The organism is Pseudomonas sp. Leaf59, assembly GCF_920984685.1.
Classification (GTDB): domain Bacteria; phylum Pseudomonadota; class Gammaproteobacteria; order Pseudomonadales; family Pseudomonadaceae; genus Aquipseudomonas.
The window spans coordinates 81,624-100,695 of record NZ_CAKLBR010000007.1 but is presented as its reverse complement, the minus strand read 5'-3'; the positions used below and the strand labels follow the sequence as shown (position 1 = coordinate 100,695).

The following is a 19,072-nucleotide window of genomic DNA, read 5'->3' as shown; positions in this document are numbered from 1 at the left end:
GTTAAAAATGTGAGAGGGGGCTTGCTCCCGATGGCGGTGTGTCAGTCACTTCATCTGTCACTGATCCACCGCTATCGGGAGCAAGCCCCTCTCACATTTCCCTCTCGGTGAGTCAGGGAAATCGCCTCGATTACCACTCAGCGGGGAACATCATTCCGTCACACCGGTCGGTTACATAAGTAGCTGCACGCGGTCGCGCGACGAACGCGTGCAAAAACGCGACATTTTTAGTTGATCCCACGCCCATCAAGCCCTAAAGTTCGCGCCGAACGTCCATGCTGGAAACGATCCATCCGGCTCAAGTACTGACGACGAGACAGCAAGGCCAAGGGACGCGTAAATCCCATGGCCTTTTTGCTTTCGGCGACATGCCTTGGGAAGTAGGCGAACCAAAGTGGGGATACGGAGGACGTTCATTTGCACCCATTGCTCAAATCAGTTTGCCCTTAGGAGTTCCCAGCATGTCGATCAACGTCGAAGATTATTTCGCGCGCGCCACCTTTGACAAAATGAAGGCGTTCGCCGACAAACAGGAAACCCCGTTCGTGGTGATCGACACCGCGATGATCAGCCAGGCCTACGATGACCTGCGCGCCGGTTTCGAATTCGCCAAAGTCTATTACGCCGTCAAGGCCAACCCTGCCGTCGAGATCATCGACCTGTTGAAAGACAAAGGCTCGAGCTTCGATATCGCCTCGATCTACGAGCTGGACAAGGTCATGGACCGCGGCGTCAGCGCCGACCGTATCAGCTACGGCAACACCATCAAGAAATCCAAAGACATTCGCTACTTCTACGAGAAAGGCGTGCGCCTATTCTCCACCGACTCCGAAGCCGACCTGCGCAACATCGCCAAGGCCGCACCGGGTTCGAAAGTGTACGTGCGCATCCTCACCGAAGGCTCGACCACGGCCGACTGGCCTTTGTCGCGCAAATTCGGCTGCCAGACCGACATGGCCATGGACCTGCTGATCCTCGCCCGTGACCTGGGCCTGGTGCCTTACGGCATCTCCTTCCACGTCGGTTCGCAGCAGCGCGACATCAGCGTATGGGACGCGGCCATCGCCAAGGTCAAAGTGATCTTCGAGCGTCTGAAGGAAGAAGACGGCATCCACCTCAAGCTGATCAACATGGGCGGCGGCTTCCCGGCCAACTACATCACCCGCACCAACAGCCTGGAAACCTACGCCGAAGAAATCATCCGCTTCCTCAAGGAAGACTTCGGCGACGAACTGCCGGAGATCATTCTCGAACCCGGCCGTTCGCTGATCGCCAACGCCGGCATCCTGGTCAGCGAGGTGGTACTGGTGGCACGTAAATCGCGCACCGCCGTCGAGCGTTGGGTGTACACCGACGTGGGCAAATTCTCCGGTCTGATCGAAACCATGGACGAAGCCATCAAGTTCCCGATCTGGACCGAGAAGAAAGGTGAGATGGAAGAAGTGGTCATCGCCGGCCCCACCTGCGACAGCGCCGACATCATGTACGAAAACTACAAGTACGGCCTGCCGCTGAACCTGGCCATCGGTGATCGCCTGTACTGGCTGTCGACCGGTGCCTACACCACCAGCTACAGCGCGGTTGAGTTCAATGGCTTTCCGCCGTTGAAATCGTTCTACGTGTAACCTCTGCCCGATCAAAAAGCCCACGCCTTGGCGTGGGCTTTTTGCATGTAAAAAGGAATGTTTCTCGACAACCCACGGCATACTACGCGCCGTCAATCCCTATCCTGCTTTGCGAGGCCGTACGACGTGTTGAAGAAAACCCTGTTCCAGTTGCACTGGTTCTTCGGCATCACGGCCGGGCTGGTGCTGGCCCTGATGGGGATTACCGGGGCAGCGGTGTCGTTTCAGGATGAAATACTCAGGGCGCTCAACCCCAGCGTATTGACGGTCGAAAAACGCGAAGCCGGCGTGCTGCCACCCGCCGAACTGGTGCGCAAGCTGCAGGCCACCGAAGGCAAGACCGTGGCGATGCTCTGGGTGGAAAGCGACAGCGGCAACGCGGCACGGGTGTTCTTCAGCGCGCCACCGGGTGAGCGACGTGGCCAGATGCGCTACTTCGACCCTTACACCGGCGACTACATGGGCGACGCGGTGGGCCAGGAGCTGTTCGGCTTTATCCTGCAAGTGCACCGCTTCCTCGCCATGGGTGAGACCGGGCGGCAGATCACCGGCGCCTGCACGCTGATCCTGCTGTTCTTTTGCCTGTCCGGCCTGTATCTGCGCTGGCCGCGCCAGGTGAAGAACTGGCGCGCCTGGCTGACCCTGGACTGGCGCAAAAAGGGCCGCAGTTTCAACTGGGACCTGCACTCGGTGTTCGGCACCTGGTGCCTGCTGTTCTATCTGTTCTCGGCGCTCACCGGCCTGTACTGGTCCTACGACTGGTACAACAAGGGCCTGACCCAACTGCTGTCCGACGCGCCGCAGAACGAACGGGTACGCACGCGTAACCCGGCGCCTGCAGACGCCCTGCCTGTGGCCAATTACGCCGCGATTTGGAGCAGCATCTACAGCAACGCCGGCCCCGGCTTGAGCGCCTACAACATCCGCATGCCGACCGTCGCCGGGCAGCCGGCCATCGTGTATTACCTGCTGCGCAACGCGTCCCATGACCGCGCACTGAATCAGATCAATCTCGACCCGGCCACCGGCGAGGTCAAATCCCATGACCGCTACGCCGGCAAAAGCCTCAAGTCGCAGCTGCTCACCAGCATTTATGCGCTGCACACCGGCAGCTACTTCGGCGTCGTGGGGCGGGTCATCCTCACTGTCAGCGCGCTGTGCATGCCGTTATTCTTCATCACCGGCTGGCTGCTGTACCTCGACCGCCGCCGCAAAAAACGCCAGGTGCGCGAGGCCCGCAGCGGCTTTGCGAACCACCACAGCCAGGCACCGGCCTGGCTGATCGGCTTCGCCAGTCAGAGCGGCTTTGCCGAACAACTGGCCTGGCAGACCGCCGGGCAACTGCAGTCCGCCGGCCTGCCGGTGAATGTGCAGCCCTTGGGCAGTCTCAGCCAGGATGAGTTGAGCCAGGCGCAAAACGCACTGTTCGTAATCAGCACCTTCGGCGATGGCGAAGCCCCCGACAACGCCCGTGGTTTCGAGCGCAGCATCCTGGGCCAGGACGTGTCCCTCACAGGCTTGAACTACGCCGTGCTGGCCCTGGGTGATCGCCAGTACCCACACTTCTGCGGCTTTGCGCGGCGCCTGCAGTTCTGGCTGACCCAACAGGGCGGCAACCCGCTGTTCGCCGCGGTGGAAGTCGACAGCGGCGACACAACCGCCCTGCTCGACTGGCAACAACAACTGGGCCAACTCACCGGCCACGCGCCACCAGCGGCCTGGCCGGTGGCGCAGTATGAACAGTGGACGCTGAGCCAGCGCACGTTGCTGAACCACGACAGTGCGAGCGCGCCGGTGTACCTGCTGGGTTTGACCTCAGCGTCGCCCCACGCCTGGCTGGCCGGTGATCTGGTGGAAATCCTGCCGTGCAATGGCCAGCACGCCATCGAACAGTTTCTCCAGGGCCTGGGCCTGAACGGCAGCGAAGGCGTGCTGATCGACGGCCTGCCACAACCACTCGCCCAAGCGCTGGCCACACGCCAGTTGCCGGCCAACCTTGCGCACATGGTCGGCCTGCACGCCCAGGCGCTGGTGGATGCACTGGTGCCGCTGGGCATGCGCGAGTATTCCATCGCCTCGATTGCCAGCGACGGTGTACTCGAACTGATCGTGCGCCAGGAACGCCACGCCGACGGCAGCCTGGGCCTGGGTTCCGGCTGGCTCACCGAACACGCCGCCATCGGCTCGGCAATCCGCCTGCGTCTGCGCCGCAACAGCGGCTTCCACCTGCCCGACGTACCGGTGCCGCTGATCCTGCTGGGCAACGGCACCGGCCTCGCCGGCCTGCGCAGCTTGCTCAAAGCGCGCATCGCCGAGGGCCAGCAGCGCAACTGGCTGTTGTTTGGCGAACGCACGCGCCAGCATGACTTCCTCTGCCAGGACGAGCTTCAAGGCTGGCTGGCCAGTGGTGACCTGGCGCTACTGGACCTGGCGTTTTCCCGCGACCAGGCGGAAAAAATCTACGTGCAGGACCGCCTGCGCGAATCGGCCGACGTGCTGCGCAAATGGCTGGCCGAGGGTGCAGCGATCTATGTGTGCGGGAGTTTGCAAGGGATGGCGACGGGGGTGGATCAGGCGCTGGCGGACATACTGGGCAGTGAGGCCGTGGCGCGGTTGATTGAGCAAGGGCGTTATCGGCGGGATGTGTATTGATGTGCCGAACGCTGTGCAAAATGTGGGAGGGGGGCTTGCTCCCTCCCACATTTGGATCTGCATTGGTCTGATGGAAATCACACTTTGAGGCTTTTTTTCCAAGGTGACCCGCGTAAGGGCGGACCCCATATCCGCCATCACCCAGAAACCGGATATACGCACCCAAAATGCCCCCGCATCAAACAGGCTGCAACCTCTGCTCAAACACAGAAACCCCATCCAGATCCCGCAAAACCACCGTCAACTCTCCCGTCTGCCCATCAATCTGCACCTCACCAAAAAACTGAAACCCGGCAAACGGTGAGGTGTTCTGCGCTGGCGGCGCCTTCTCGAACACCACCTCGGGGCCAAAGGTCTTGTCCAGTGGATTCGGCCCAAAACTCCCCGCATTCAAGGGCCCGGCGACAAACTCCCAGAACGGTTCAAAATCCTGAAACGCCGCGCGGTCCGGGTGGTAATGATGCGCGGCGCAATAGTGCACATCCGCCGTCAGCCACACATGGTTGCGCACCTGCTGCGCCCGCAGAAACCCGAGCAGTTCGGCGATTTCCAGTTCACGCCCCTGCGCCGGGCCCGGGTCGTTGTTGGCGATGGCCTCCCAGCGCGGCACGCCGGGGCTGACTTCGCCGTCGGGCACGCCAAGGCCGATGGGCATGTCGGCGGCAATGACTTTCCATTGGGCCGTCGAGGCCTTGAGTTCGCGCTTGAGCCAGTCCAGCTGCTCACGCCCGAGAAAGGGCTTTTCACCGCCCAGGTTGTCATCGTTGGGGCCGCGATAGCTGCGCATGTCGAGCACGAACACGTCCAGCAACGGGCCGTAGGCGAGCTTGCGATAAATCCGCCCGCCGGCATCGGCGCCCTGCCTGCGCATCGGCGAATATTCCAGCCAGGCCTGGCGTGCACGGCCGACCAGGGTGTTGATGTCCTTGACCTTGTAACGCTCGTCGAGCTGCTTGCCGGGCGACCAGTTGTTCACCACTTCGTGGTCGTCCCACTGCCAGATCTGCGGCACCTCGGCGTTAAAGCGCCGCACGTTTTCGTCCAGCAGGTTGTAGCGATAATTGCCGCGATAGTCGTCGAGGCTTTCGGCGACCTTGCTCTTGGACTCGGTGGTGAGGTTGCGCCAGATGCGGCCGCCTTCGGTGGGCAGTTGCGCCGGCACCGGGCCGTCGGCATAGATGGTGTCGCCGCTGTGGATAAAGAAGTCCGGCAGGCGCAGGCGCATGGCCTCGTAGATGCGCATGCCGCCGATGTCCGGGTTGATGCCGAAGCCTTGGCCGACCGTGTCGCCGCTCCACACAAAGCGAATGTCGCGGCGTTGTTGCGGCACGCTGCGCAGGTGGCCGAACCACGGTTCGCTGGCGACGCCGCTCTGGGCGTCCTCGAAATGCACGCGGTAGAAAATCGCCTGGTCGACCGGCAGGCCGGTGAGTTCGACGCGGGCGGTGAAGTCGTTGCGGCTGTCGGCCAGCGCCGAGACAAACCGGCGCGGGTTGCTGAACACGCTGCGGGTGTCCCACTCCACCACCATGCGCGCAGGGCGGTCGCTGCGGCTCCAGACCATCGCGCGGTCGCCCAGCAGGTCGCCGGACTGCACACCCTCGGTGAGCTGCGGCCGGTCCTTGACCGACGCGATCACGGCCGGGGCCAGGCCAGGCAACAACAGGCCGGCGCCGACGACTTGCATCACGCGGCGACGGCCGAGATCGAAGTGGCTCATGCGGGTGCCCTCTGGGTAGCAAAGAGGCCACTAAACCATGCCGATATGACACCGACCTTACAGCCAATAACGCGCTGAATGTGGGAGGGGGCTTGCTCCCGATCGCGGTGGGTCAGTCAGATATTCATCGACTGATAGACCGCTATCGGGAGCAAGCCCCCTCCCACATAAAGCTTCCCTGCCGAATCTTCTAGGCGGGCGCGACTGCCAGCTCTACCGCCTCCGGGCGTTTGATCAGCGCATACACGACACCGGTCACCACACTGCCGGCCACAATCGCCAGCAAATACAGCAACGCGTGATTCATCGCATTCGGAATGATCAGCACAAACAATCCGCCATGGGGCGCGGCCAGTTTGCAGCCGAAGTACATCGACAGCGCACCGGTCAACGCGCCGCCGGCGATGCTGGCCGGGATCACCCGCAGCGGGTCCTTGGCCGCGAAGGGAATCGCGCCCTCAGAGATGAAGCACATGCCCAGAATCATCGCCGCTTTGCCGGCCTCGCGCTCGGTCTGGGCAAACTTGCGCCGCGCCAGGAAGGTGGCGATGCCCATGCCAATCGGTGGCACCATACCGGCGGCCATGGTCGCGGCCATCGGCGCACCGCTGGAGGCCGCCAGCAGGCCGACCGAGAACGCATACGCGGCCTTGTTGATCGGGCCGCCCAGGTCGACGCACATCATGCCGCCCAGCAGGATGCCGAGCAGCACGGCGTTGGTGGTGCCCATGGTGCTGAGAAAGTCCGTGAGGCCGGTCAGCAGCCGCGCCACGGGCGGGCCCACCAGGTAAATCATCGCCAGACCGGTGAACAGACTGGCCAGCAGCGGAATGATCAGGATCGGCTTGAGCGCTTCCAGGCTCTGGGGCAACTTCACCGCGCGGGTGATCAGCTTGACGCAGTAACCGGCGAGGAAACCGGCGAAAATCCCACCGATGAATCCCGCCCCCAGCGTGCCGGCCAACAGGCCGCCGATCATGCCGGGCGCGATGCCGGGACGGTCGGCAATCGAGTAGGCGATATAGCCTGCGAGCAACGGCACCATCAGCATGAAAGCCTGGTCGCCGACGCTCTTGAGGGCCGCCGCCAGGGTGCCCTTTTCTTCGAAGGCATGGATGCCGAACACAAAGGACAACGCGATCAACAAGCCGCCCGCCACCACCATCGGCAACATGAACGACACCCCGGTGAGCAGGTGCTTGTAGACCCCGGTTTTTTCCTGCCTGGCCACCGCGCCGCTGGCGGCGCTTTCCACCGCACCTTCGGCCAGCGCCTTGTTGAGGGTCGCTTCCGATTGCTTGAGGGCGATGCCGGTGCCGCAGCGATAGATCTTCTTGCCGGCGAAGCGCTCGGTGGCGACTTCGATATCGGCCGCCAGCAACACTACGTCGGCCTCGGCGATGGCCTGCGGGCTCAAAGGTGTCCGTGCGCCGACCGAGCCCTGGGTCTCCACCTGCAGGTCGTACCCAAGGCGCTTGGCCGTCTGCTGCAAGGCTTCGGCGGCCATGAAGGTGTGCGCCACGCCCGTAGGGCAGGCGGTGATCGCGACGATACGCGGCGCCTGACTGGCCGCCTCCTGCGTGGCGACGTACACCTGAGCCTCTTCGGCCCCACGGCGCAATACCGCCTCGACATCGGCCAGCGCCTGGGCCGGCGTGCTCTGGAACACGCGCTTGCCGATGAACCGTTGCATGTCCACCGGCGTGCTGCTGACCAGCAACACCCACTCGGCATCGTTGAGGGTCGCTTCGGACAACTGACGTTCAGGGTGCTGCACATCGATCACTTCGACGCTGGTGCTCCACCCCTGGCGCTGCGCGGCGGCGTCCAGCAAGCGGGCGCACAGCACACTGGTGACCATGCCGTTCGGGCAGGCGGTAACGATGGCTAATTTCATGACAAACCCTCTTATTGTTCTGTCAGCGCGCGCACTTGGACGCCGCTCTGCAAAATGTCCAGCTGTGCGTGGTCGCCGATGCCGAAACCGACCTGCGTCACCGCCATCGCGGCAATCGCCGTGGCGCGGCCCAGGGTTTGCTCCGGCGTATCGCCACTGAGCAGGCCGTGGAGCATTCCGGCCAGCAGCGAATCGCCGGCGCCCACGGTACTGGCCACCGTTACGTTGGGCGGCGTGGCGTGCAGGGTTGCGCCGGGGCTGTACCAGCTCACGCCCGCAGCACCGTCGGAAACCACCACATGTTGCACGCCCAGCTGATGCAGACGGCTGATGGCATCCGGGGCATTGCCCAGCGCTTCGGCCAGCTCTTCGGTATTGGGTTTGACCAGCCATGGCCCGGCCTGGAGCCCTGCGCGCAGGGCTTCGCCGCTGGTGTCCAGAGCGACTTTCAAGCCTTGCGCCTTGAGCGTTTCCAGCAAGGCCTGAAACCACTGCGGGCTGACGCCGCGCGGCAAGCTGCCGGCGACCACCACCGCGTCGAACCGGGGGCCGATCTCTGCGAGCAGCTCGAGCAATTGCGCTTGCGCCTGCTCACTCACCAGCGGGCCCGGGGCATTGATGTCGGTGACGCGGCCATCGTGTTCGGCAATCTTGATATTGCTGCGGGTTTCGCCCGGCACGCGCACGAATGCGTCGCCGAAGCCACGGTGGGCGATCAGCGCATCGAAGGCCTGGGGGTTGGCGTCGCCGAGAAAGCCGCTCACGCTCAATTGATGCCCCAGGTCGGCGAGCACCTGGGCAACGTTCACGCCCTTGCCCGCCGCATGGGTGAGCATGTTTTCGCTGCGGTTGACTTCGCCCGGTGCCAGGCGCGGCAGGCGTACCGTGAGGTCCAACGCCGGGTTCAGCGTCAGGGTCAAAATCTTCGCCATTTACACGGCCTCCACAAGGGCTCGCACTTCGGCGGGCGAACCCACCGCCAGTGCTTTTTGCGCCAGGCTCTGGGCCTCGCTCAGGCTGAATTCACGCACCCGCGCTTTCACTTCAGGAATGCTGCGGGCCGACACGCTCAACTCGTCCACTCCCAGGCCCACCAGTACCGGCACGGCCAACGGGTCGGCGGCCAGCTCGCCGCACACACCCACCCATTTGCCATGGGCATGGGCCGCGCGCACGGTGATGTCGATCAGTTGCAAAACGGCCGGGTGCAGACCATCGGCCTGGGCGGACAACGTCGGGTGGCCACGGTCGATGGCCAGGGTGTACTGGGTGAGGTCGTTGGTGCCGACGCTGAAGAAGTCGACTTCTTTGGCGAGTACCGGTGCCAGCAGCGCGGCCGACGGTACTTCGATCATGATGCCCAACTGCAAGTCGGCCACCGGGATTTCCAGGCGCAGGCGCTCGGTCATGTCGCGGGCCGCGCGCCACTCATCGACGCTGCCAACCATGGGGAACATGATGCGCAGCGGGCGGTTGTCCGCCGAACGCAACAGGGCGCGCAGTTGCGCTTCCATGATCTGCGGGCGTTGCAGGGTCAGACGGATGCCGCGCACGCCGAGGAAGGGGTTTTCTTCCTGGGCAATGGGCCAATACGGCAGCGGTTTATCGCCGCCCACATCCAGGGTGCGCACCACCAGCGGGCGGCCGTCGAGGCCATCCAGCACGCGGCGGTATTCGGCTTCCTGGGTGGCTTCGTCCGGAGCCTGGGAGTGGGCCATGAAAATCAGCTCGGTGCGCAGCAGGCCGATGCCTTCGGCGCCCTGCTCCACCGCGCTGGCCACGCCGGCGCTTTCGCCGATATTGGCGAACACTTCCACCGAATGACCGTCGCGGGTGCAGGCCGGCTCGTGGCGCTGGGCCGAGGCGGCTTGCAGGCGTTGCTCGCGGGTGTCGCGCTCCACGGTGGCACGCTGCAGCGTGGCGGCATCGGGGTCGACATGCAGGCGACCGCGCTGGCCATCAAGCAGCAACGGCGTACCGGCAGCCAGCAGCAACACGGCCGGCCCGGCGCCGACCAACGCGGGAATCCCGAGCGCACGGGCGACGATGGCGCTGTGGGCCGTGGCGCCGCCACGGGCGGTGAGGATCCCGGCCACGCGAGTCGGGTCCAGACGTGCGACGTCCGAAGGGCCGACCTCGTCCATCACCAGAATGTAAGGCTCGCTCGGCTCCTGGGCGCTTTCGACGCCGCACAGTTGCGCCAGCACACGGCGGCCGATGTCACGCAGGTCGGCGGCGCGCTCGGCGAGCAAGGCGTCCTGCAGCGACTCCTGCTGTTTGGCGGCGCTTTCGATCACGCTCATCCACGCCGCCTGCGCGCTTTCGCCCTGCTTGAGGCGGGTGTCGACGTCGTCGGTGAGTTCCGGGTCGTCGAGCATTTCCTGGTGGGTGATAAAAATCTCGCGAATCGCCTTGGCCTGGCTGCGCTCGATCAGGCCCTGAATATCGCTGCGCACATCGGCCAGCGCGTCCTGCAGGCGCTGGCGCTCGATGGCGCAGGACTCGCCGCGCAACGGGTAATCAAACACCTGTTGCACCTGAATATGCGCAGGACCGATGGCGATGCCCGGCGCGGCGGCGATGGCCTGGCTCTGACTGCCGGCAACAGGTGCGCTGATCACCGGCTCGATATCGACCATTGCGGGCTCGGCGCTCACGGTCGGCAGCGGTTCGACGTCTTCGCCAAGGCCCTGCTCGACGGCGGCCAGCAAGGCCGGCAACGCGGCGCCGGCAATGCCTGGTTCGGCGACAAATTCCAGCACCTGGCCGCGACGAGCGCCGAGGCTGAGCAGCTTGCTCAAGCTTTTTGCCGACACGGCGCCCACGGCCCCATCGACAATGCGCAGGCGAATATCGCCGTCAAAGCTTTTCGCCAATTGCGCGAGAATCTTCGCCGGGCGCGCATGCAGGCCGTGGGCGTTGGCCAGGGTGATGCGCGCACTGGGCCAGTCTGGCGGCAGTTCGCCGCCGAGCACTTCGAGCACCGCGCGACTGCTGGTGGCGCGCCCCAATTCCTGGCCGCGTCCTTCGATCAACAAGGCGCACAGGCGTTCGAGCAAGGCCTGATGCGCTTCGCCCAGGCTCGCCAGGCAGAACAGGCCATTGAGGGGCTGGCCGAGGTAGCGCATGGGTTTGTCCGGGGTGACGAAGGCCAGGCCCGGACGCTTCACCGTTTGCTCGCTGTGCAGCCACCACAGGCCATCGCCCAGGGGCAGCGCCTCGACCTGCTGCAGCACCGCGGCGAAACCATTGCTCACGCAGTCGGCCTGGCGCAGCAGCCGGGCACCGCGCCATACGAGTTCTTCAAAATCATCGGCGGACACACCCAGGCTGATCATCTGGGCGTCCAGCGCCAGTTCCTGTGGCGCGCCTTGCAACAGTTTCAACAGCGCTTCGGCGCTTTCGGCGCGGCGCAGCGCCTGGCCCAGGTCGGTTTCACCGAGGGCGCGGGTCAAGAGTTGCAGCAGGCGCAGGTGTTCATCGGACTTGGCGGCGATGCCGATCGCCAGGTAGACGATCTGGCCGTCGCCCCAATCCACCCCTTCGGGGAACTGAAGCAGGCGCACGCCGGTGGAAAATACCTGGTCGCGGGTTTCCGGGGTGCCGTGGGGAATGGCGATGCCCTGACCAAGGAAGGTCGAGCCTTGGGCTTCACGGGCTTGCAGGCCACTGAGGTAGCCCTCGGCGACCAGGCCGTCGGTCACCAGTGTGTCAGCGAGCAGTTGCAAGGCAGCAGATTTATCCACAGCCACCTGGCCCATGGATATCTGCTCTACAGTGAGCTCAAGCATGCCGATCTCCTAGTTAGTGCGCGCAACGCACTAGGTATTGTTTTGAATAAAACAGTGTAAGCGTGTTTATGAACCAAACGGCTGATGGTCAATTGGCAGTAGCCAGTCAGTCGCGAACGTCGTAAAAATACGCTGGCTGAAACGTTTAATCTAGAATTTATGGCAGATTACGCGTTAATTGCGCAAGCTTGAAGGACCACTCGGCACTTGAGCTTGGACATTGGTCGCATGCCGGAATCGGTTACGATTGGACAAAATGTCGGGGCAAGCGCCAAAAAACAAGGAAATCCCGCTTTGAAACTCAGCGATATCGCACGCCTGGCCGGTGTTTCCGTGACCACCGCCAGCTACGTCATCAACGGCAAGGCCACACAGCAGCGCATCAGCAGTGCGACGGTCGAGCGGGTGCGTGCCGTGGTCGAGGCCCATGGCTTTACTCCTAACCCTCAGGCCGCCGGGTTGCGCAGCCGGCACACGCGCACCTTGGGCTTTATCCTGCCGGACCTGGAAAACCCCAGTTACGCACGCATCGCCAAGCTGCTGGAGCAAGGCGCGCGGGCGCGTGGCTATCAGTTACTGATCGCCAGCTCAGACGATGACGCCGACAGCGAGCGCCAGTTGCTGCAACTGTTCCGTGCGCGGCGCTGCGACGCGCTGTTCGTCGCCAGTTGCCTGCCGGCCAGCGATGACAGTTACCGCGAGCTGCAAGCCAAGGGCCTGCCGGTGATTGCCATCGACCGGGTGATGGAGGCCGAGCAGTTCTGTTCGGTGGTCAGCGACGACCGCCAGGCGTGCCAGCAATTGACCAGCAGCCTGCTGCGACCGCTGCCCGGTCAAATCGCGCTGATCGGCGCGCGGCCCGAGCTGAGCATCAGCCAGGAACGCGCCGCAGGTTTTCACCAAGCGCTGCAAGGCTTTACCGGCGACGTGATCATCGAACAGGGCGAGGCCTTCAGCCGTGAATGCGGCCGACAGTTGATGGAGCAATTACTGCAACGCCTGGGGCATTTGCCTGACGCGCTGGTGACGACGTCCTACGTGCTGCTGCAAGGCGTGTTCGATGCGCTGCACGATTATCCGCTCAAGTCGCAACCGCTGCGCCTGGGCACCTTCGGTGACACGCAACTGCTGGACTTCCTGCCGCTGCCGGTCAACGCCATGGCCCAGCAACATCAGTTGATTGCCGACGCGGCACTGCGCCTGGCCCTGGCCGCCATTGAAGCGGAACATTACCAGCCCGGCGTGCACGCCATTGGCCGCACCTTCAAGCAGCGCATTATCGAGGCCTGAGCGTGGAGCTGATCGACACCCACACCCACCTCGACTTTCCGGACTTCGACAGCGACCGCCGTGACGTCCTTGCGCATAGCCGACAGCTCGGCGTGCAGCGCATGGTGGTGCTCGGGGTGTATCAGCAGAACTGGCAGCGTGTGTGGGATATGGTGCAGACCGATGCCGGCCTGTTCGCGGCTTTTGGGCTGCACCCGGTGTACCTCGAGCAACATCGCACCGCCGACCTGACTGAACTCGGTGACTGGCTGACGCGCCTGCAAGGCCATCGGCAACTGTGCGCCGTGGGCGAGATTGGTCTCGATTACTTTCTTCAGACGCTGGACCGTGAGCGCCAGCAACCACTGTTCGAAGCCCAGTTGAAGTTGGCGGTGGACTTTCAGTTGCCAGCGCTGGTACATGTGCGCCGCAGTCATGCTGCCGTCATCGCCACGCTCAAACGCATCCGCCTCTCGAGGGGCGGCATCATCCACGCGTTTGCCGGCAGCCTGGAAGAAGCCCGCGAATACATCAGGCTGGGCTTCAAACTGGGCCTGGGCGGCGCAGCCACCTGGCCCCAGGCCCTGCGCATGCATCGGGTGCTTGCGCAACTGCCACTGGAGGCCGTGGTGCTGGAGACGGATTCGCCGGACATGCCGCCGGCCATGTACCCAGGCCAGCGCAACAGCCCGCAGCACTTGCCCGCCATCTGCGCGGCCCTGGCCGAACGCATGGGCATCAGCCCCCTAGTGCTGGCTGAGACGAGCACACGCAATGCGCGCGAGCTGTTCAATTGGTAGCACGTGGGCCGGGCTGACCACTTGCAGCTCCAGGATCATCCGCTGCTGGTGACGGACATAACGCAACACCAGAAAATGCACCAGCACCACGCCCAACGACAGGTTCAGTTGTTCAGTGAAGCGGATGAACCCGACCCACTGCGCCACCAGCGCCGCGATCAGCGTGGCACAGGTCAGCACAATCATGCCCGGCCGCACCAGCGCCCAGTGGTCCAGGGCCTTGAACCGGCGCAACTGCCTGGGGCAACTCAACTGCAGGATGCGCTGACAGTAAGGGCAGTCGAAGGGCTCCTGGATGGCGATGGCATTCATTTGCCAGGGCTTGAGTTCAAAGGTGATGTCGCAATGGGCGCAGTGCCCCTTGATGCCGATTGCAGCGGTCATCGTCGTGCCTCCATTGGAACGTGAGTGAATGATATAAATTCTCACTCATCCTCGTCGCCAAAAGCGCCACGCGGGGAAATCAGGATATAAACCACAACGCCGGACGAAACTGCTTACAACCTTCTCTCACCTACAAAATATGGAAAGCGCCGCCAAGCTTTCGACCTGGCTCTGCCACGCAGCAAACAGAGCCTCTGTGGTTGACTGAATCAGCTCATGCCCCACCAAAAGAGGCGCTTGATCAAGGCAACACGGTCCAGATGGCGAAGCCGGCATACCACAGCACGGCGGCGCGCAGCAGCAATTCCCACAGGCGATCGAGGCTGTTGATGCCTTCTGCACCCACGGCTGGCGGCGGGATTTCGGCGGCGACCAGGCCGACTTTTTCCACCAGCTGTGCGGCGCTGATGTCCCAGCTCAGCAATTCGTGAAGCATCACCCGGCCAACCGCGACGAAGTTGCCCACCAGGGCAAAACTCGCGGCCAGCAGGCGTACCGGCACCCAGTCAAACGCATGCCGCAGTTGCCCGGCACGCTCGGCGACCTGGGGGTTCTGGCTGTGCTCACTGGCCAGGGCCAGCAGGCGATACGCCAGGGCTGCGACCGGGCCCAGCAGGAAATACCAGAAAATCACCGCAAAAAAACTCTGGTACGCCTGCCACAGCAGGTGGCCCTGGACGCGCTCCAGCAACTGCTCGCCACTGTCGGCACCCACGTTCAAATCACGTTCGGCCACATGTTCGGCGGCCTGCAAATCGCCGCGCCGCCAGGCGTCACGGAACGGGCCGAGCGCCGCCAGCAGATCGCCACGCCCGAGGCTGTAAATCAGCACCAGCAAGTGCACCGGCAGTGCCAGCAGGCCGTATGCCACTGGTTCCAGAACCAGCAACAGCAACGCCAGCAACGCGACCGGCAACAGCACCAGCACGACCAGAACCAGCCAGGGCTGCTTGCCCAGGCGCGGGTTCGCTTCCAGCCTGGCCAGCTCACGCAGCCAGCCACCATCGCGCTGCAACCGCTGACGCAGGGCCGAGAATTTCTCGATCCATACCGCCAGTACCAACACCAGGAAACTCATTGTGTGCGTTCTCCTTGCTGCAGGGCGCTGCGAAAGCGCGCCCAATCAAAAGCCGGACCGGGGTCGGTCTTGCGTCCCGGCGCGATATCGCTGTGACCCCGGATACGTTGAGAGGTGATGCCCGTGTAAGCCGCCAGCAACTGGCGCGTCAGCCTGATCAGCGATGCGTACTGGGCATCGGTGTACGGCAGGTCGTCCGTGCCTTCCAGCTCGATGCCCAGGGAAAAGTCATTGCACGTCTCACGCCCCTCAAAGCATGAGACACCGGCATGCCAGGCCCGGTCGAGGCAGGACACAAACTGCGTCACCGCGCCGTCACGCTCAATCAGAAAATGCGCAGACACCCGTAGGTCGGCAATCCCTTCAAAGTAGGCATGTTCCGTGACATCCAGGCGATTCTGAAAAAACTCCTGCACCTTGCCGGTGCCGAACTGCGCCGGCGGCAAACTGATGTTATGCACCACCAACAGTGAGATTTCGCCTGAGGGGCGCTCGTTGAAGTTGGGCGAAGGGCAGTGACGAATGCCCTGGCACCAACCACTGACGGGGTCCAGTTGCATGCAGGATCCTTGAACGTGACTAAGTGTGACCAGTATGCCGCGTTCCACCCCGCCGTTGCGATCACTTGCCGCGATTGAGTTGGCGCAGTTTGCCGGTCACCGCAGTCAATGCACGCTCAAACAGCGGGCCATCATCCAGCAGGCGCAGAGCGTCATGCTTGAATGCCAACGCCAGTTGGCCGACGCTTTTCTCCATGACCTTGAGCCCCGAGCGGTTGACGAACACGTAGCTGCCGGCAGGTGCCATGATCGCCAGCAGCTTGCAGCGCACGGGGGCTGGCCGCTCGTCCTGCCATTCGATCCAGCCTCCGATCCGCAGTTGCAACGCCTTGAGCAGATCAGGGTCGTCCGCCGGCAGGCCTTCGGTGGCATCGACGGCACCGGGGCCGAGCACAAGCGGCTCACGCACCTCGATCAGTGCCTCGACACCCTCGGCCGGTGGTAGATGCAACGCCTGCAGGCGCACAAAGAAATCGCGCGTGCTGAACGGATCGAACGCTGCGCTGGTCAAGCCGTCCCGCAATGCCTTGAGCAACCCCGGCAAGTGCTCCACCAGATGCCGACCGGCCTCGGTGTCTTGCTGAAGGCTGACGCTGCAGATCAACTCGTCCATGGTGCGCAGCCCCGCCTGCCACTGCACCGACTGCTCACCATGGTTGAGGCTGGCCAATAACAACACCTGGCTCCAGGCCTGTTGCAGAAACTGCACCACGGCCTGCGGCAACACCTTGCCCATCAGCCGGCGGTTGAGCACGTCAGCCACACGCTGGCGTGCAGCATCGGCACGAATACGCCCGTCTTCAGCGTCGTGGGTGTGTTGCTCGATCAACTCGCGGCGCCGCTGCTCCTCGGCGCGCAACGTGCTGAACTGCGTCAGCAACCGGGAAAAAATCGCCGGGTCGTCGACGTATTCATTGAGCAGGCACTGCACGGCCTGTTCGATGCGCAGGTACAAGCTGTCGCGCAGATAATCCTCGCACGGGTTCCAGCCCAGGGCCGAGGCGGCTATTTCATTGAGCAACTGCCGCGCGGGATGACTGGCGCAACTGAAAAGACGCTTGTCCAGCAACGCCACCTTCAGCATTGGGATCTGCAAGCGCGCAATCAACGCCTTGAAGGCTTCAGGCACCGCAGGGTCATTGAGCATGAATTCGAACAGCAGGGCGACCAGGTTGATCACGTCTTCGTCGGCGCCCTCCACCACGCGGGACTTGCCACTCTTGACGCTGAAGCGGGTCAACAGTTGCTCAAGCTGATTACGCAGGTCGAAATCATCCTCGGCCTGTGGCTCCGGGACGTATTGCTGCAGATGGGAAAGCAGGCGCAGCAGGTCGCGGGTGGCTATCGGCTGAGGTTCGGCGCTGGCTTCCAGGGTGGGCGCCACACTGCCGCGTACGGCCGCGAGCAACTGCTGCAGCGCAGCGAAGTCCTGCTGGCCGCTTTCATCCAGAGCCTGGTCGGTTCCTGGCAAGCTGCCTGGGGGGGCAGGCTCACTCGCCACGCATCCAGCACGACGACGGGAAGGCACACTATTGAGTTCGGGTAAAACACCGGTCGCCACCAGCAACTGATTGGCCTCGCCGTACAACAGGTCGGCGTCGCTGAGCACGTATTTTTCAAACAGCTTGAGCATGATCAGCTTGACGCGGATTTCCACGCCGAGACTGCGCCCGGCGCGCAGGAAGAACTCGCACAACAGGGCCGGGCCCAAAGGGTTCTCGCGCTCGGCCAACTGCGTACCGAGCACTGCGTTCAGACGCGCGGTCAACTGCCCGAGGGCCAGTCCATCACGGTGCCGCACCCGACCGAGCATCGCGTCGAGCGCCACGGCTTTTTCGCGGGCATCGCCAGTGGTCCCTGGCAGCGACTCGTAGGACACCACCGGCACCATTCTTGGATCACCGCAGCCCACCTGGCCAAGATGGGCAAAGGCCTGGAACAGCTGCGCCATGAAGACGCGTTCGAAATTCTTGCGCTTGAGCCGCAGGTCGCGCATGGCCTCAAAAAAGATATGGTGATCGGCGTTACTGCGGGCCTTGTCGGCCATTTCGAACAAGGTGTCGTCGGCGTTATCAAACAGCTCCTGCAAGCCGCGTTGCAACTGTTGGGCAGCCTTGTCGCGAACCTGCAGCAACACCACCGGCAGGCGCGCGAGCGGCGATGGCGTAGCCTGTGCCCTGTTGATGGGCACCACCTTTCCGTCATTGTGCATCCTGGCCTCCTGAAACGGCGGTGTAAGGGGGTAGGACGATCAGGCGGGCACCGCCGATATCCGATTATCACCGGGACGTCAAAGCTATGACGCCAATTGCAAGGCGCGGGATTATCTTGCAAATAGGGGGCGTTACGCCAGCAAACTCTGAGATTCACCGGCAAAAGAGCAGGCGGCGGTGGGTTCGGCCACGCAGTGCCCCTATAATCGGCGCACATTGTTTGTGGAGCCTGTTATGCCGAATCTCCGTCTTGCCGACCTCACCGCCGAAATCGAAGCCAACGTGCGCCGCGCACTGCTGGAAGACATTGGCAGTGGCGACATCACCGCGCAGTTGATCCCGGCTGAACGGTTGGCCAAAGCCACGATCATCACCCGCGACGCGGCGGTTATCAGTGGCACAGCCTGGGTGGATGCCGTATTTCGCCAACTGGACCCGCGAGTCGCCGTGCATTGGCAGGTGGCCGACGGCGAGCGCGTCAGTCCCAATCAGGCGCTGTTCCACCTGGAGGGTCCGGCCCGCTCGCTGCTCAGCGGTGAACGGTGCGCGTTGAATTTTCTGCAACTGCTGTCAGGCGTTGCCACGCGTGCCCAGTACCTGGCGGACTTCGTCGCCAGCACCCAGGTCAAGTTGCTCGACACGCGCAAAACCCTGCCGGGCCTGCGCCTGGCGCAGAAATACGCGGTGACCTGCGGCGGCTGTCATAACCACCGCATCGGTTTGTACGACGCCTTCCTGATCAAGGAAAACCACATCGCGGCGTGCGGCGGCATTGCCCAGGCGGTTACCGCCGCGCACAGAATCGCGCCGGGCAAGCCGGTGGAAATCGAAGTGGAAAGTCTGGATGAACTGCGCGAAGCTCTCGACGCGGGAGCCGACATCATCATGCTCGATGAATTGAGCCTGGACGACATGCGTGAAGCGGTGCGCCTGAACGGCGGCAAGGCCAGGCTGGAAGCCAGCGGCGGGATCAACGAAAGCACCTTGCTGCCCATCGCCGAAACCGGAGTGGACTACATTTCGATTGGTGCGATGACCAAGGATGTGAAGGCAGTGGATTTGTCGATGCGACTGAGTATCTGA

The 19,072-nt window shown here is 63.3% G+C and carries 13 protein-coding genes; 5 read left to right on the top strand and 8 right to left on the bottom strand.

Translation table 11 applies throughout. From position 1 onward, the window contains the following. Positions 1-461: 461 nt before the first annotated feature. Positions 462-1,625, top strand: a complete 1,164-nt coding sequence (locus tag LUB09_RS10150; RefSeq protein ID WP_032861941.1) for a type III PLP-dependent enzyme — start codon at positions 462-464, stop codon at positions 1,623-1,625. Between the two features lie 126 nt (positions 1,626-1,751). Beyond that, positions 1,752-4,277, top strand: coding sequence for a PepSY domain-containing protein (locus LUB09_RS10145; protein WP_231422507.1), 2,526 nt, complete (start codon positions 1,752-1,754; stop codon positions 4,275-4,277). A gap of 178 nt (positions 4,278-4,455) precedes the next feature. Here the strand turns inward: LUB09_RS10145 and LUB09_RS10140 are convergent, their stop codons facing one another. The 4 genes from LUB09_RS10140 to ptsP form a co-directional block, all read right to left on the bottom strand. After that, positions 4,456-5,997, bottom strand: coding sequence for an alkaline phosphatase D family protein (locus LUB09_RS10140; RefSeq protein WP_231422506.1), 1,542 nt, complete (start codon positions 5,995-5,997; stop codon positions 4,456-4,458). Positions 5,998-6,187: 190 nt separating this feature from the next. Continuing rightward, a complete protein-coding gene (locus LUB09_RS10135; RefSeq protein WP_209988519.1) occupies positions 6,188-7,894 on the bottom strand; it encodes a PTS fructose-like transporter subunit IIB in 1,707 nt (568 codons plus the stop codon). Between the two features lie 11 nt (positions 7,895-7,905). Beyond that, complete coding sequence (gene pfkB / locus LUB09_RS10130) at positions 7,906-8,826, bottom strand: 1-phosphofructokinase (RefSeq protein ID WP_209988516.1); 921 nt, start codon at positions 8,824-8,826, stop codon at positions 7,906-7,908. Further along, positions 8,827-11,685, bottom strand: coding sequence for a phosphoenolpyruvate--protein phosphotransferase (gene ptsP / locus LUB09_RS10125; RefSeq protein WP_231422505.1), 2,859 nt, complete (start codon positions 11,683-11,685; stop codon positions 8,827-8,829). It lies immediately after the preceding gene. 294 nt (positions 11,686-11,979) lie between these two features. Here ptsP and cra point away from each other — a divergent pair, with 294 nt between their 5' ends. Together cra and LUB09_RS10115 are read left to right on the top strand one after the other, a co-directional pair. Beyond that, on the top strand, positions 11,980-12,975 hold the full coding sequence (gene cra, locus LUB09_RS10120; protein ID WP_231422504.1) for a catabolite repressor/activator: 996 nt from the start codon (positions 11,980-11,982) through the stop codon (positions 12,973-12,975). A 2-nt stretch (positions 12,976-12,977) separates the two neighbouring features. Beyond that, positions 12,978-13,754 (top strand): TatD family hydrolase, encoded by a 777-nt coding sequence (locus tag LUB09_RS10115; RefSeq protein ID WP_209988508.1) that lies wholly within the window; start codon positions 12,978-12,980, stop codon positions 13,752-13,754. Here the strand turns inward: LUB09_RS10115 and LUB09_RS10110 are convergent. The 4 genes from LUB09_RS10110 to LUB09_RS10095 form a co-directional block, all read right to left on the bottom strand. Beyond that, the gene (locus tag LUB09_RS10110; RefSeq protein WP_209988505.1) at positions 13,701-14,138 is read right to left on the bottom strand and encodes a hypothetical protein; all 438 of its coding nucleotides are present in this window, start codon (positions 14,136-14,138) and stop codon (positions 13,701-13,703) included. The genes LUB09_RS10115 and LUB09_RS10110 overlap by 54 nt on opposite strands. A gap of 241 nt (positions 14,139-14,379) precedes the next feature. Further along, on the bottom strand, positions 14,380-15,216 hold the full coding sequence (gene ampE, locus LUB09_RS10105; protein WP_209988502.1) for a regulatory signaling modulator protein AmpE: 837 nt from the start codon (positions 15,214-15,216) through the stop codon (positions 14,380-14,382). Next, positions 15,213-15,776 (bottom strand): 1,6-anhydro-N-acetylmuramyl-L-alanine amidase AmpD, encoded by a 564-nt coding sequence (gene ampD / locus LUB09_RS10100; RefSeq protein WP_231422503.1) that lies wholly within the window; start codon positions 15,774-15,776, stop codon positions 15,213-15,215. Before ampD ends, ampE begins: the two co-directional genes overlap by 4 nt. 61 nt (positions 15,777-15,837) lie before the next feature. Then, a complete protein-coding gene (locus LUB09_RS10095; RefSeq protein ID WP_231422502.1) occupies positions 15,838-17,988 on the bottom strand; it encodes a DUF1631 domain-containing protein in 2,151 nt (716 codons plus the stop codon). 235 nt (positions 17,989-18,223) lie between these two features. Here LUB09_RS10095 and nadC point away from each other — a divergent pair, with 235 nt between their 5' ends. After that, on the top strand, positions 18,224-19,072 hold the full coding sequence (gene nadC, locus LUB09_RS10090; RefSeq protein ID WP_209988493.1) for a carboxylating nicotinate-nucleotide diphosphorylase: 849 nt from the start codon (positions 18,224-18,226) through the stop codon (positions 19,070-19,072).